A 14,036-nucleotide genomic window follows, 5' to 3' on the forward strand; every position below is an offset into this window, starting at 1 on the left:
CCGCCGGTGTTGCCCCCTTGAGGGGGAGGCGGCTACACGAAGTGAGCCGCTTCGGGGGTGGGCTCAATTTCCGGAAAGCAACCCGTTGGTCCGCGCATAGTGCAGCGCCTGCGTGCGGCTCTTCACGCCCAGGCGGCGGAACAGGCGCCACAGGTGCACCTTCACGGTGTGCTCGCTGATCTCGAGGTCGGTGGCGATGTCGCGGTTGCTCATGCCCTTGTCGAGCATGGCGATCAGCTGCGTCTGGCGCTTCGACAGCTTGCTGTTGCTGGCCAGCGCCGGCTCGTCCGCCTCTTCCGAGCCCGCCATGAGCAGGCCACGCAGCGCAGCGGCCAGCTCGGCCGAGCTGGCCGACTTCTCGATGTAGGTGTCGGCGCCGGCCTCGATGCAGGCGTCTTCCATGTCCCCGGCCGGTGCCGCCGAATAGACGGCGATCGGCACGTTGGGATAGACCTGCTTGACAGCGACCACGCCCGAGACGCCATTGGTGTCGGGCAGCTTCAGGTCGAGGCAGAAGAGCGTTGGCTCGCCGCGCTGCTGGACCGAACTCGCGAGCTTGTCGAGGCGCTCGAGCTCGACGATGTTTTCGGCCGGACGCAGACGCCGCAACACCATCACGATCGCGTCGCGCATCAGGGGGTGGTCGTCGATGACATAAATGCTCATGTTTTCTTCCTTAGTGATCGCACGGTCTTCTCTCGTCAGTCCTCGGCGGGTAAGCCGATGGATATTGCCGGATCAACTTCCGTTGGTAGAGGTTGTTGTCTCCGCCAGTGCTTCCAGCGCCTCTTTCGCGGCGCGCAATTCTTCCGGGCCGGCCGGCTCGAGCTGTTCGGCGAGCGTGGCCAGTGCCGCGCCGCGCTGCTGCTGCAGGGCGGCGATGGCGCGGCCGGCTTCCTGCGGCGAGGCGAATCCGCGGCTCTGCAGCAGGGCGGTGCCGTGGGCGTCGAGCAGCTTGAAATAGAACAGGCCATCGCGCTCGCGGTACTGCTTGAAACTTGGCTTGGCGACCTTGGCCGCCTTGCGGGCACTGCCCTTGTCGCGGCCGGATCCAAGGTTGCGCAGCCCCACCGCGTGGCGCAGCTCGGCCATGAAGGGGCGCGAGAGCTTGCGGGCCTTTTCGGCGCCGATGAGCAAGATCCGCTCGATCTCCGCCGGGTCGTTCATCAGCGCTTCATAGCGCTCGCGCAGCGGCGCCACTTCGAGGTCGATGCGCTCGAACAGCATCTGCTTCGCGTCGCCCCAGCCGATGCCGTCCGCATAGGCCTTGCGCAGCGCCTCGGTTTCTTCGGCGCTGGCAAAGGCCTGGTAGATCTGGAACAGCGCCGAGCCTTCGGTGTCCTTGGGCTCGCCGGGCGCGCGCGAGTCCGTCACGATGCTGGCAATCTGCTTTTGCAGCTGTGCGCGCGGCGCGAACATGGCAATGGTGTTGCCGTAGCTCTTGCTCATCTTGCGGCCATCGAGGCCGGGCAGGGTGGCCACGGCATCGTCGATCTCGGCTTCGGGCAGCGTGAAGTGCTCGCCGTACTGGTGGTTGAAGCGCTGCGCCATGTCGCGCGCCATCTCGATGTGCTGCACCTGGTCGCGCCCCACGGGCACCTTGTGCGCGTTGAACATCAGGATGTCGGCACCCATCAGCACCGGGTACATGAAGAGGCCGGCCGTCACGTCGGCATCGGGGTCTTCGCCCTTGGCGATGTTCTTGTCGAGCTGCGCCTTGTAGGCATGGGCGCGGTTGAGCACGCCCTTGCCGGTCACGCAGGTGAGAAACCAGGTGAGCTCGGTGATCTCGACGATGTCCGACTGGCGATAGAAGGTGACGCGTTCCGGATCGAGTCCGCAGGCCAGCCAGCTCGCGGCGATCTCGAGCGTGGAGCGCTGGATGAGCGCCGGCTCCTGCACCTTGATGAGCGCGTGATAGTCGGCCAGGAAGAAAAAGCTCTCGACGCCCGGCGCGACGCTCTGCCGCACCGAATGGCGGATCGAGCCGACGTAGTTGCCGAGGTGCGGCGTGCCCGACGGCGTGATGCCGGTCAGTACGCGCAGGGGAGCGGAAGAAGACGAAGCCATGACAGGGAGGAACTTAACGCAGCAAAGCCGTGAGCGGGGAAATAAGCAGGTTGATGGCCGTGTAGCCGACGTCCATCAGCGGACGCAGCCAGAAGGTGCTGACGATGCCCGCGAGCACCAGGCCCATCACGATGAAGAAACCGAAGGGCTCGATGCGAGCGAGGAAATTTTGCGCTGGCCCGTTGGGAAGCAGCCCTGCGAGCACGCGGCCACCATCGAGCGGGGGCAGCGGAAAGAGGTTGAAGGCCCACATCACGAGGTTGACCAGCACGCCGCCCTGCGCCATCTTGATGAAAAAGGTTTCATCGATGCCGGCCGCGACGAGCCCCACCAGCACCAGCGCCCAGAGGATGGCCTGCACGAAGTTGGACGCAGGCCCTGCCAGAGCCACCCAGATCATGTCGCGCTTCGGATGGCGAAGCCGCCCGAAGTTCACCGGCACCGGCTTGGCATAGCCGAACAGGAAGGCTCCGGAGGTCGCAAAGTACAGCATCAGCGGCATCAGGATGGTCCCGATGGGGTCGATGTGCTTCATCGGGTTGAGCGTGACGCGGCCCATTGCCTCGGCGGTGTTGTCGCCGAAATGGCGCGCCACATAGCCATGCGCCGCCTCGTGCACCGTGATCGCGAAGACCACGGGCAAAGCGTAAATAAGTACGGTCTGTATCAGGTTGGAAATATCCACTGGGCGATTGTGTCAGACGGAGTGAAAGCTGCGGCGCCGCCTGTCAGAGGCCAAGCACCGCCAGCGCGCCGCGGCCCTGCCGCACCACCACCGGATCGTCGCCCGTGCCCATGGGCGTGAGGTCCACCACGGTGGTCGGTTGCGAAGGGCAGGCGCCGGCGTCGATGACGGCGCCGATCTGCTTTTCGAAACGCTCGCGGATGGTCTGCGCATCGTTCAGCGCGTCGGTCTCGCCGGGCGCGATCAAGGTGGTGGCCAGCAGCGGCGCGCCGTGCAGCATCAGCAGCTCCAGCAGCACCCTGTGGTCGGGCACGCGCAGGCCGATGGTCTTGCGCTGCGGATGGCTCACGCGCCGCGGCACTTCCTTGGTGGCCTCGAGCAGGAAGGTGTAGGGCCCCGGCGTGGCGGCCTTCAGCAGCCGGTACTGCTTGTTGTCGACGCGTGCGTAGTTGGCCAGCTCGCTCAGGTCGCGGCAGATGAGCGTGAGATGGTGCTTCTCGTCGACCTGGCGGATGCGGCGCAGCTGATCGACGGCGTCCTTGTCGTCGAGGTGGCAGGCCAGCGCGTAGCTCGAATCAGTGGGCACGGCCACGATCTCTCCGCGCTGCAGCAGCGCGGCAGCCTGCTTCAGCAGGCGCTGCTGCGGGTTCTCGGGGTGGACTTCGAAATACTGGGCCATGAAGAAAACTCCTGATCAGGATTCGGCCGGCTCGATCGGCACGCGGCGCTCGCGCACCGTGAGCCAGGCACCGGCCGCGCCGCAGACCGCGATCATCGACATGCCGATGAGCGAGAAGCGGTCGGGCACGTGCGAAAAGACAAGCCAGCCGCCGAGCATGGCAAAGGCGATCTGCGCATAGAGGTAAGGCGTGAGCGTGGATGCCGGTGCGCGCTGGTAGGCCAGGATGAGGATGAAATGTCCCACCGTGCCCATGAACCCCATGAGGCACAGCAAGGCCCACCAGTGCCACGAAGGCAGGGCCGTCCATACGAAGGGCAGCGCCAGCGAGGCGATCAGCGCGCCCACCCAGCCGGTATAGAAATGCATCGTGAGCGGATTCTCGGTCTGCGCCAGCTTGCTCGTGAGCACCTGGAACCAGGCGTTGGTCAGCACCAGCCCGATCGGCAGCAGCACGGCCCAGCTGAATGCATCGCCACCCGGGCGCAGGATGACCAGCGTGCCGGCGAAGCCGCCGGCCACCAGCACCCAGCGCAGCGCGGAGACCTGCTCCTTGAGCGTGGTGGCCGCAAGCAGGGTGATGACGAGCGGTGCAATGAGCACGATGGACGTGAACTCGGCCAGCGGCATGTAGCGCAGGCTCAGGAAGGCCAGCGTGCTCGACACCAGCAGCAGCGCGCCGCGCAGCAGCTGGTAGCGCGGATGCTGCGTGCGCAGCAGCGCCGTGCCGTGCCGCGGCAGCAGCACCGCGGTGGTGGCAACGGCCTGGAACGCATAGCGGAACCACACGCCCATCAGAATGGGCACGGCGGCGGTGGAGGTCTTGGTGGCGGTATCGAGCGTGGCAAAGCAGGCCACCGCCACCAGCACCATGCCGATGCCCGCGAGGATGCGTTCGGATTCGAGGTCGCGGGTCTGGCGCGCCGTGGCGCGGGCGTTCGCCAGTGCCGCCGCTGCCGCGCTGTCGCTGCCGGGCCCGGGGCTCTGGCTCACTGCTGGATGCGGTGGCTGAGCAGTTCCCACACCGGCGTGAGCGCACCGGGCAACGGTGGCAGCTTGCCAAGATCGCAATGGCTTTCGTCGGGGCTGTGGAAATCGCTGCCGCGCGAGGCGGCGAAATCGAACTCGAGCGCCTTGTCGGCGTACTCGACGTATTCGGCTGTCGTATGGCTGCCGGTGACGACCTCGATCGCCTGCCCGCCATGCGCCTTGAATTCGAGGAACAGCGCGTATTCCTCGTTCGCGGTGAACTTGTAGCGCCCCGGATGCGCGATGACGGCCATGCCCTTGGCAGCCGTGATCCAGTGCACCGCATCCTTCAGCGAGGCCCAGCGGTGCGGCACGTAGCCGGGCTTGCCTTCGGTCAGGTACTTGCGGAACACCTCGGGCGTGTCGCGGCAGTGGCCCTGCTCGACCAGGAAGCGCGCGAAGTGGGTGCGCGAGATCAGCTCGGGATTGCCGACGAACTTGAGCGCGCCTTCGTAGGCGCCGTGGATGCCGACCCTGGCCAGCCCCTCGGACATTTCCTGCGCGCGCTTGCCGCGGCCGCCGCGCGTGTCGTAAAGGCCCTGCGTCATCGCGGCGTCGTCGGGGTCGAAGCCCAGGCCGACGATGTGCACGGTCTCGTTGGCGAAAGTCACCGAGATCTCGGTGCCCGTGAGATAGCGGATGCCGTTGGCGCGCGCCGCGGCGGCCGCGCGGTGCTGGCCGCCGACCTCGTCGTGGTCGGTGAGCGCCCAGAGCTCGACCCCGTTGGCGGCGGCGCGCGCGGCCAGTTCTTCGGGCGTCAGTGTGCCGTCGGAAACCACGGAATGGCAGTGCAGATCGGCATTGAGAATGGAGGACACATTTGCATTCTATTGGGTCTGGAACACCGATGCGGGCGCATGGATGCTATTGTGGTTGCTATTAAATAAATAGCATTACTGCAGCGACCGACGCGGCTCAGCGCTTCTTGCGGAAAGCCGTCCATGCGGCCACCGCGGTGAAGCTCGCGACGATCGCCACCACGATCCAGAACCCGTGCCTGTGCTCGGCCAGCGGAATGCCGCCCACGTTCATGCCGAACAGGCCCGCCAGGATGTTGATCGGCAGTGCGAGCACCGTCACCACCGTCAGCACGAACAGGCTGCGGTTGTTGTCCTCGTTCACATTGGCGGCAATTTCTTCCTGCAGCAGCTTGATGCGCTCCTGCAGCGCCTGCATGTCGCGCAGCACCACCGAGAACTCCTCGGTCGAACCGCGCAGTTCCTGCGCATCGGGCTCCGCCATCCAGGCCGGCGGCCCCTGCAGCAGGCGGAAGAGGGCGGCGGGCTCGGGGGCCAAGAGGCGCTGCAGCCGCACCAGCAGCCGGCGCAGCACGCCGAGCCGGGCGCGCTTGTGGTCGAGCCGGCCGGCCAGCAGCTCGTCCTCGATGCGGTCGATGCGCGAAGTGACGCCGCGCACGATCTTCACCAGCACGTCGGCCTGCGCGCGCAGCAAATGTTCGAGCAGCTCGGTGCTCGAGCGTGGCGCGTCGCCGGCCTTGACCGCCGTGCGCAGCGCGTCGACCGAGCGCAGCGGCTTGGTGCGCGCCGTGACCACCAGCCGCGGCCCCACGCTGATCCAGAGCGTGGAGATGTCCGAGGGCTCGAAGCTGAACTCGAAGTGCACGTCGTTGATGACCGCGATCAGCGAATCGTCGGCGCGCTCGATGCGCGTGGAGGGCAGGCCTTCGTGCAGCGTTTCGTAGAAGGTGTCGGACAGGCGCGCATGGCGCAGCAGCCAGCGCTCCGCCTGGGCGTGGCTGAGATTGAAGTGCAGCCAGAGGAATGCAGACTCGGACGAAGGGCGCGCAGCGGTATCCAGCCAGGCCGCAGCCTGCGCCGAGTCGATCGCCCGCACGGGCTCCGGCGCCATCGCGTCGAAGAGATAGCCGCAGATCAGTCCGGCTTCGTCGCCGCCGTATGAATTGGCGGCCAGGTCGTGGAGTGCCGGCAAGGTGCGTTGAATCAGGAAAGACGGAGGGGTGCACCGAATGGTGTTCGCCGCATGTGACAACTTCGTGTCAGCAGCTTTGGGGTCGTCACGCAACTGTCATGTGTCGCGGGCAGCATGCCCCGTTCCACCCCACACCTCCTTTTTCCCCATGATGCTGACGAGCGCACTTCCAGACCACGAAGACCTGATGCAACGCATCGCCCGCGACTTGATCGACAGCTACGACGAGGAGCTCGAACTCGAGATCGAGGACCGCAGCATCGACGGCCTCGACCCCGCGTCGCGCACGAGCGACAAGGCCGCGCGCCAGGCCTACTTCAAGGAACTGTTCCGGCTGCAGGGCGAGCTCGTGAAGCTGCAGGACTGGGTTCAGCACAGCAAGCAGAAGGTGGTCATTCTTTTCGAGGGCCGCGACGCGGCGGGCAAGGGTGGCGTCATCAAGCGCATCACCCAGCGCCTGAACCCGCGCGTGGCCCGCGTGGCCGCGCTGCCCGCGCCCAACGATCGCGAACGCACGCAGTGGTACTTCCAGCGCTATGCCGCGCACCTGCCGGCCGCCGGCGAGATGGTGCTGTTCGACCGCAGCTGGTACAACCGCGCCGGCGTGGAGCGCGTGATGGGCTTTTGCACCGACGACGAGTACGAGGAGTTCTTCCGCACCGTGCCGGAGTTCGAGAAGATGCTGGTGCGCTCGGGCATCAAGCTCATCAAGTACTGGTTCTCCATCACCGACGACGAGCAGCACATGCGCTTTCTCGGCCGCATCCACGATCCGCTCAAGCAATGGAAGCTGAGCCCCATGGACCTCGAAAGCCGCCGCCGCTGGGAGGAATACACCAAGGCGAAGGAAATCATGCTGGAGCGCACCCACATTGCGGAGGCGCCGTGGTGGGTGGTGCAGGCGGTCGACAAGAAGAAGGCGCGGCTGAACTGCATCAGTCACCTGCTGGGCCAGCTGCCCTACCAGGAGGTGCCGCATCCGACGGTCGAGCTGCCGGCGCGCGAGCGCCATGCCGACTACCTGCGCCAGCCCGTGCCGGCCAGCATGATCGTGCCGGAGATCTACTAGCGCCTGTTTGGACGGCCGGCGCTTTGCCCTCACACTGCGCCCATGGTCCGTCGTTCCACTGCTTCCCTGTTCGCCCGCGCGTATGAGCGCAACCTGAAGGCCCTCACCAAGATCACGCTCGGCAACAGCAAGCGCGTGGCGGGCCAGGTGCAGCGCGCAGCCGCCAAGCGGCTCAAGCCGCCGCCGGGCAAGGGCGACTGGCTCGGCGGCATGGCGCTGGGCCCCGGCGGCGCGCGCGGCTATCACCTGTTCCGCCCGGCCGACCTGAAGCTGCAGCCCGGCGAGAAGCTGCCGCTCATGGTCATGCTGCACGGCTGCGGCCAGACCGGGCGCGACTTCGCGGCCAGCACGCGCATGAACGCGCTTGCGGTGCGCCAGCGCTTCCTGGTGCTCTACCTGGAGCAGGACCGGCTGGCCCATCCCCAAGGCTGCTGGAACTGGTACGAGCGGCGCTCGGGCAAGGCCGACGCCGAGGCCGCCACCTTGATGGCGGCCATCGACCAGGCCTCGATGCTCTATCCGGTGGACCGCGAGCGAGTGGCGCTGGCGGGCCTGTCGGCCGGGGCCAGCATGGCGGCACTGCTGGCCACGCGCTATCCGGCGCGCTTCCGCGCCGTGGCCATGCATTCGGGCGTGGCGCCGGGCGCGGCAAAATCTTCGGCCACCGCCCTGGGCGCGATGCGTGGGCAGCACACGCCGCCCATGCCGACCACCGCCGTCGGCAAGGCCATGGGCGCGGCCGCCGTGTTCACGACCCTGCCGCCAATGCTGGTGATCCATGGCGAGGCCGATGCCGTGGTGGCGCCGAGCAATGCCGTCAACAGCGCGGCCGTGTGGGCCACGGCCGTGGGCGCCAAGCCGGGGCTCACGCGCACGCTGCAGCGCGGCAAGCGGCACGCCATGCGGCTGACTGACTTCCGGCGCAAGGGGCGCACGTTGGTCATGCTGTGCGAGATCGCGGGACTCGGGCATGCCTGGAGCGGCGGCGCTGCCGCGACGCTTTTCAGCGATCCGGCCGGGCCCGATGCCACGCGCATGGTGTGGGCCTTTGCGGCGGCGCAGTTCAAGCGCGCGGCCAGGAGCCTGGTCTGAGGAACCCGCGCCGCATGCCATGCGCCGGCGGCCCTGCCGGCCGTTCCTGAGTACCTCCGTGTACGCCACCCGGCGTATTTCTCGCGGGCGGGCGAATCCGCAGACTCCCCTCCATCGTCCGGCCCCCACCGGCGACCAGGTTTCAACCACCCCGGAGCAGGAGTCCACATGCAACGTCGTTTCACACTCAAGGCGCTCACCGCCGCCGTCGCCCTGGCCAGCATCTCCGCTGCGCCGGCCTTTGCCGCCGACACCATCAAGGTCGGCGTGCTGCACTCGCTGTCGGGCACGATGGCCATTTCGGAAACCGTGTTGAAGGACACCGTGCTGATGGCCATCGACGACATCAACAAGAAGGGTGGCGTGCTGGGCAAGCAGCTCGAGCCCGTGGTGGTCGACCCGGCGTCCAACTGGCCGCTGTTCGCTGAAAAGACCAAGCAGCTGCTGGGCCAGGACAAGGTCTCGGTGATCTTCGGCTGCTGGACCTCGGTGTCGCGCAAGTCGGTGCTGCCGGTGGTCGAGGAAATGAACGGCCTCTTGTTCTACCCCGTGCAGTACGAGGGCGAAGAGCTCAGCAAGAACGTGTTCTACACCGGCGCCGCGCCCAACCAGCAGGCCATTCCGGCGGTCGACTACCTGATGAGCAAGGAAGGCGGCGGTGCCAAGCGCTGGGTGCTGCTGGGCACCGACTACGTCTACCCGCGCACCACGAACAAGATCCTGCGCGCCTACCTCAAGAGCAAGGGCGTGAAGGACACCGACATCGACGAGAAGTACACCCCCTTCGGCCACAGCGACTACCAGACCATCGTCGCCGACATCAAGAAGTTCTCCTCGGGCGGCAAGACGGCGGTGGTCTCGACCATCAACGGCGACTCCAACGTGCCGTTCTACAAGGAACTCGGCAACGCCGGCCTCAAGGCCAAGGACGTGCCGGTGGTGGCCTTCTCGGTGGGTGAAGAAGAACTGCGCGGCGTGGACACCAAGCCGCTGGTGGGCCACCTGGCCGCATGGAACTACTTCATGTCGATCAAGAACCCGACCAACACGGCGTTCATCAAGCAGTGGAGCGACTACGCCAAGGCCAAGAACATCGCCGGCCACAAGGACAAGCCGCTCACCAACGACCCGATGGAAGCCACCTGGATCGGCATCCACATGTGGAAGCAGGCCGTGGAGAAGGCCAAGAGCACCGACACCGACAAGGTGATCGCGGCGATGGCCGGCCAGACGTTCACTGCCCCCTCGGGCATCGTCTCGAAGATGGACGAGAAGAATCATCACCTGCACAAGAGTGTGTTCATCGGCGAGATCAAGGCCGACGGCCAGTTCAGCGTGGTGTGGAAGACACCGGGCCCGGTCAAGGCCAAGCCTTGGAGCCCGTACATCGAAGGCAACGACAAGAAGCCGGACCAGCCGGCTGGCAAGTCGCTGTAACTGGGCTCGCTCCCAGTCTTCGCGCACTTCGTGTCGCTTCGCCAACCCCCTACCGGGGGCAACACCAGAGGCCCGGCAAAGCCGGTTCCTCGGTGTTCCCGAATGAGAGAAACGCTGTGCATTTTCTACTGCGCTCAATTTGTTCCTGCACGACGGCGCTGCTGCTTCTGGCAGCGGCGCCTGTCCACGCGCTGACCGCCGACGAAGCCCGCGCCATCGCCTCCGGCGAATCCGAAGCGCGCATCACCGCGCTCAACAAGGCCGTGCTCACGGCCGACGACAAGACCGCCGCCTTCATCCAGGCCATGTCCGAAGACGCGGTCAAGTACACCGAGGACAAGGTCTTCGTAATGAAGGACGACAAGGGCTACGACCCCGTGACCGGCGCCGAGCTGAAGGTGCCCGACACGGCCGAGGATGTGGTCAACAACAACCTCATGCGCGGCGCGCTCGATGCCGCACAGGCCGCGCTCAAGCTCACGAGCAAGGACGATGCGGTGCGCGCCGAAGCCGCGCAGGCTCTTTTCAAGGAGCCGGACGAATCGCGCGTTCCGATGGTCGAGAAGGCGCTGGCCGCCGAGGCCAACCCCGGCATCAAGGCGCAGCTCCAGCTGGTGCGCGCCGCCAGCATGCTCGGCAGCGCCGACAAGGCCCGGCGCCTTGCCGCGGCCAAGGAACTCGGCGCCAACACGAGCCCCGACACCAAGCTGCTGCTCAACCAGCGCCTGGCCGACGAGACCGAGGCCGACGTCAAGGCCGCCATCGTCGCTTCCATTGCCAGCATCGACGGCGCGCTGGTCTGGGGCGACCGCATCAATGCCGTGTTCAGCGGCATCAGCCTGGGCTCGGTGCTGCTGCTGGCCGCGCTGGGCCTGGCCATCACCTATGGGCTGATGGGCGTCATCAACATGGCGCACGGCGAGCTGATGATGATCGGCGCCTACGCCACCTACGTGATGCAGGGCATCTTCCAGCGCTACATGCCCGAGGCGGCCTTCGGCTGGTACCTGGTGGCGGCCATTCCGGTGGCCTTCCTGAGTTCGGCGCTGGTGGGCGCGGTGCTCGAGCGCGGCGTGATCCGCTTCCTTTACGGCCGGCCGCTCGAGACGCTGCTCGCCACCTGGGGCATCAGCCTGATGCTGCAGCAGCTCGTGCGTTCGCTGTTCGGGGCGCAGAACGTGGGCGTGGAGAACCCCGGCTGGATGAGCGGCGGCTTCACCATGCTGAGCAACGTCACGCTGCCGTGGAACCGCATCTGCATCATCGTCTTCGCGGTGCTGGTGCTGCTTGCGATGGGCTGGCTCATCGGCCGCACGCGCCTGGGCCTGTTCGTGCGCGGCGTTACGCAGAACCGCCCGATTGCTTCGTGCATGGGCGTGAACACCGCGCGCATCGACACCTATGCCTTCGCGCTCGGCTCCGGCATTGCGGGCCTCGCGGGCTGTGCGCTGAGCCAGATCGGCAACGTCGGGCCCGACCTCGGCCAGAGCTACATCGTCGACAGTTTCATGGTGGTCGTGATGGGCGGCGTGGGCCAGCTCGCGGGCACGGTGTATGCGGCCATGGGGCTGGGCATTCTCAACAAGTTCATCGAAGGCTGGGCGGGCGCGGTGCTCGCGAAGATCGCGGTGCTCGTTTTCATCATCATCTTCATCCAGAAGCGGCCGCAGGGCATCTTCGCGATGAAGGGCCGGAGCGCCGAGGCATGAGCAACAAGGTCGTACTTCCAACCAAGGGGCCGCTCCTGAGCGGCAAGGGCTGGACAGCCTTCTTCGTCGCGCTGATCGTGGTGTGCGCGGTGGCACCGGTGCTCAACATGGTGGTGCCCGCCGGCAGCCCGCTGCACATGAGCGACTACGCGGTGGCGCTGGTCGGCAAGATCATGTGCTACGCCATCTGCGCGCTGGCCATGGACCTGATCTGGGGCTACACCGGCATCCTCTCGCTGGGCCACGGCCTGTTCTTTGCGCTCGGCGGCTACATGATGGGCATGTACCTGATGCGACAGATCGGCCGCGACGGCAACTACAAGAGCGACCTGCCCGACTTCATGGTGTTCCTCGACTGGAAGACGCTGCCCTGGCACTGGACCTTCAGCGACAGCTTCATCGCCACGCTGATACTGATCGTTGCGGTGCCGGGCCTGATTGCCTTCGTGTTCGGCTTCTTCGCCTTCCGCTCGCGCATCAAGGGCGTGTACTTCTCGATCATCACGCAGGCCATGACCTTTGCCGCGATGCTGCTGTTCTTCCGCAACGAGACGGGCTTCGGCGGCAACAACGGCTTTACCGACTTCAAGCGCATCCTGGGCATTCCGATCGCCACGCAGGAAATGCGCATGACGCTCTTCGCGCTCACTGGCCTCACGCTGCTGGGCTTCTTCCTGTTTGCGAAGTGGCTCATCGCAAGCAAGTTCGGCCGCGTGCTGCAGGCCATCCGCGACGCCGAAACGCGCGTGATGTTCTCGGGCTACAACCCGCTGCCCTACAAGCTCACGATCTGGGTCATCTCGGCCGTGATGTGTGGCGTGGCCGGTGCGCTGTATGTGCCGCAGGTCGGCATCATCAACCCCGGCGAGATGAGCGCGGCCAACTCCATCGAGATCGCGATCTGGGCCGCGGTGGGCGGGCGCGCCACGCTGATCGGGCCGATCATCGGCGCCTTCATCGTCAACGGCGCGAAGAGCTGGCTCACGGTGGCCTACCCCGAGTACTGGCTGTACTTCCTGGGGGCCTTGTTCATTGCTGTCACGCTGTTCTTGCCGAACGGCATCGTGGGCCTGGTGCGCAAGTGGCTGTCGAGGGAGAAAGCACCGGGCGGAGTAAATGCCGGTCGCGAAGAAGCGCAGCGCGCCATGGCCGCCGCGCAAGGCGTGGAGCCGGAGGCGCTGCACGCGCCGCTGGTGGCAGAAGTGAAGGGAGCGCGCGCATGAGCCCCCGCCCGGCCGCTCCGAAGGGGGCTCGCACCGCAGTGCGGAGCACGGAGGTTTCTGAATGACGCCCGACCTGATGGAAGCCGGCGCCGAGCGCGCCGCCCGCGCCAAGGGCATGCACCACGCCAGCGGCAGCACCGAATCGGGCGGCCGCTCCGCGGACTTCGGCCGTATCGCAACGCCGGGCGAAGTGGACGTGGCGCATGGCCGCATCCTCTACCTCGAAGACGTGAGCGTGAGCTTCGACGGCTTCAAGGCCATCAACAAGCTGTCGCTCGACATTGCGCCGGGCGAGCTGCGCTGCATCATCGGCCCGAACGGCGCGGGCAAGACGACGATGATGGACATCATCACCGGCAAGACGCGGCCCGACGAGGGCACGGTGTTCTTCGGCAGCACCATCGACCTGCTGCGCCATCGCGAGGCCGACATCGCCCAGCTGGGCATCGGCCGCAAGTTCCAGAAGCCGACGGTGTTCGAGCATCTCACCGTGTTCGAGAACCTCGAGCTCGCGCTCAAGACCAACAAGGGCGTTCGCGCGTCGATGCTGTTCAGGCTCGACTCGGCGCAGAGCGACCGGCTGGCCGAGGTGCTGCAGACCATTCACCTGGCCGACAGCGTGTCGCGCCTGGCCGGCAACCTGAGCCACGGCCAGAAGCAGTGGCTCGAGATCGGCATGCTGCTGATGCAGGACCCGAAGCTGCTGCTGCTCGACGAGCCCGTGGCCGGCATGACCGACGAGGAAACGGCCCGCACCGCCGAGCTGTTCCTCACGCTCAAGGGCAAGCATTCGCTGATGGTGGTGGAGCACGACATGAGCTTCATCCGCACCATTTCGGAGATCGTCACCGTGCTGTGCGACGGGTCCGTGCTGGCGCAGGGTACGCTGGACGAAGTGCAGGCGGATGAACGCGTGATCGAGGTTTATCTTGGACGGTGAACGGATCGCCGTTGGTGTCCGGGGCTCGGCGACGGGGGCTGTGCCCTTGGGCGGCCGACGTCACCGGCCGCTTCGCGGCTCCCCTGCGCTGCTCGCGACGGGCGGGGTCTCGCCCAAACTCGCTTCGCTCAAACAAGGGCGAGCCCTGATCCG

General features: G+C 66.5%; 13 protein-coding genes. 6 read left to right on the forward strand and 7 right to left on the reverse strand.

The genetic code is table 11. From position 1 onward, the window contains the following. Positions 1-63: 63 nt before the first annotated feature. The 7 genes from L1081_RS00775 to L1081_RS00805 all read right to left on the reverse strand — a co-directional run bounded on the left by L1081_RS00775 (position 64) and on the right by L1081_RS00805 (position 6,413). A complete protein-coding gene (locus tag L1081_RS00775; protein WP_021008700.1) occupies positions 64-666 on the reverse strand; it encodes a response regulator transcription factor in 603 nt (200 codons plus the stop codon). A 72-nt stretch (positions 667-738) separates the two neighbouring features. After that, positions 739-2,070, reverse strand: a complete 1,332-nt coding sequence (locus L1081_RS00780; protein ID WP_489414741.1) for a tryptophan--tRNA ligase — start codon at positions 2,068-2,070, stop codon at positions 739-741. A 13-nt stretch (positions 2,071-2,083) separates the two neighbouring features. After that, positions 2,084-2,755 carry a site-2 protease family protein gene (locus L1081_RS00785; protein ID WP_489414742.1) on the reverse strand — a complete coding sequence of 224 codons (672 nt, stop codon included), beginning with the start codon at positions 2,753-2,755 and terminating at the stop codon, positions 2,084-2,086. Between the two features lie 43 nt (positions 2,756-2,798). Then, complete coding sequence (locus L1081_RS00790; protein WP_489414743.1) at positions 2,799-3,434, reverse strand: L-threonylcarbamoyladenylate synthase; 636 nt, start codon at positions 3,432-3,434, stop codon at positions 2,799-2,801. A gap of 15 nt (positions 3,435-3,449) precedes the next feature. Further along, positions 3,450-4,427 (reverse strand): EamA family transporter, encoded by a 978-nt coding sequence (locus tag L1081_RS00795; protein ID WP_489414744.1) that lies wholly within the window; start codon positions 4,425-4,427, stop codon positions 3,450-3,452. Beyond that, positions 4,424-5,281, reverse strand: coding sequence for a 3',5'-nucleoside bisphosphate phosphatase (locus L1081_RS00800; protein WP_489414745.1), 858 nt, complete (start codon positions 5,279-5,281; stop codon positions 4,424-4,426). The genes L1081_RS00795 and L1081_RS00800 overlap by 4 nt, the downstream gene beginning before the upstream one ends. A gap of 97 nt (positions 5,282-5,378) precedes the next feature. Next, complete coding sequence (locus tag L1081_RS00805; RefSeq protein WP_489414746.1) at positions 5,379-6,413, reverse strand: CorA family divalent cation transporter; 1,035 nt, start codon at positions 6,411-6,413, stop codon at positions 5,379-5,381. Positions 6,414-6,561: 148 nt separating this feature from the next. Between L1081_RS00805 and ppk2 the strand changes: the two genes are divergently transcribed. The 6 genes from ppk2 to urtD all read left to right on the forward strand — a co-directional run bounded on the left by ppk2 (position 6,562) and on the right by urtD (position 13,883). Further along, positions 6,562-7,482: a polyphosphate kinase 2 gene (ppk2, locus tag L1081_RS00810; protein WP_489414747.1), complete on the forward strand. Its 921-nt coding sequence runs from the start codon at positions 6,562-6,564 to the stop codon at positions 7,480-7,482. 42 nt (positions 7,483-7,524) lie between these two features. Continuing rightward, complete coding sequence (locus tag L1081_RS00815) at positions 7,525-8,574, forward strand: extracellular catalytic domain type 1 short-chain-length polyhydroxyalkanoate depolymerase (RefSeq protein ID WP_489414748.1); 1,050 nt, start codon at positions 7,525-7,527, stop codon at positions 8,572-8,574. A 168-nt stretch (positions 8,575-8,742) separates the two neighbouring features. Then, the gene (gene urtA / locus L1081_RS00820) at positions 8,743-10,011 is read left to right on the forward strand and encodes an urea ABC transporter substrate-binding protein (RefSeq protein ID WP_015866788.1); all 1,269 of its coding nucleotides are present in this window, start codon (positions 8,743-8,745) and stop codon (positions 10,009-10,011) included. A 161-nt stretch (positions 10,012-10,172) separates the two neighbouring features. Beyond that, the gene (urtB, locus tag L1081_RS00825; protein ID WP_489416843.1) at positions 10,173-11,720 is read left to right on the forward strand and encodes an urea ABC transporter permease subunit UrtB; all 1,548 of its coding nucleotides are present in this window, start codon (positions 10,173-10,175) and stop codon (positions 11,718-11,720) included. Then, positions 11,717-12,943: an urea ABC transporter permease subunit UrtC gene (gene urtC / locus L1081_RS00830; protein ID WP_489414749.1), complete on the forward strand. Its 1,227-nt coding sequence runs from the start codon at positions 11,717-11,719 to the stop codon at positions 12,941-12,943. The genes urtB and urtC overlap by 4 nt, the downstream gene beginning before the upstream one ends. A gap of 61 nt (positions 12,944-13,004) precedes the next feature. Then, positions 13,005-13,883, forward strand: coding sequence for an urea ABC transporter ATP-binding protein UrtD (gene urtD / locus L1081_RS00835; protein WP_489414750.1), 879 nt, complete (start codon positions 13,005-13,007; stop codon positions 13,881-13,883). Positions 13,884-14,036 lie beyond the last annotated feature (153 nt).

It is taken from the genome of Variovorax sp. MSC1_012 (genome assembly GCF_023667525.1).
GTDB lineage: Bacteria > Pseudomonadota > Gammaproteobacteria > Burkholderiales > Burkholderiaceae_C > Variovorax > Variovorax beijingensis_B.

What these genes read in the sequence shown, in the direction of transcription:
- L1081_RS00775 (WP_021008700.1), bottom strand. Translation starts at nt 666, where the DNA reads ATGAGCATTTATGTCATCGACGACCACCCCCTGATGCGCGACGCGATC.
- L1081_RS00780 (WP_489414741.1), bottom strand. Translation starts at nt 2,070, where the DNA reads ATGGCTTCGTCTTCTTCCGCTCCCCTGCGCGTACTGACCGGCATCACG.
- L1081_RS00790 (WP_489414743.1), bottom strand. Translation starts at nt 3,434, where the DNA reads ATGGCCCAGTATTTCGAAGTCCACCCCGAGAACCCGCAGCAGCGCCTG.
- ppk2 (WP_489414747.1), top strand. Translation starts at nt 6,562, where the DNA reads ATGATGCTGACGAGCGCACTTCCAGACCACGAAGACCTGATGCAACGC.
- L1081_RS00815 (WP_489414748.1), top strand. Translation starts at nt 7,525, where the DNA reads ATGGTCCGTCGTTCCACTGCTTCCCTGTTCGCCCGCGCGTATGAGCGC.
- urtA (WP_015866788.1), top strand. Translation starts at nt 8,743, where the DNA reads ATGCAACGTCGTTTCACACTCAAGGCGCTCACCGCCGCCGTCGCCCTG.
- urtC (WP_489414749.1), top strand. Translation starts at nt 11,717, where the DNA reads ATGAGCAACAAGGTCGTACTTCCAACCAAGGGGCCGCTCCTGAGCGGC.
- urtD (WP_489414750.1), top strand. Translation starts at nt 13,005, where the DNA reads ATGACGCCCGACCTGATGGAAGCCGGCGCCGAGCGCGCCGCCCGCGCC.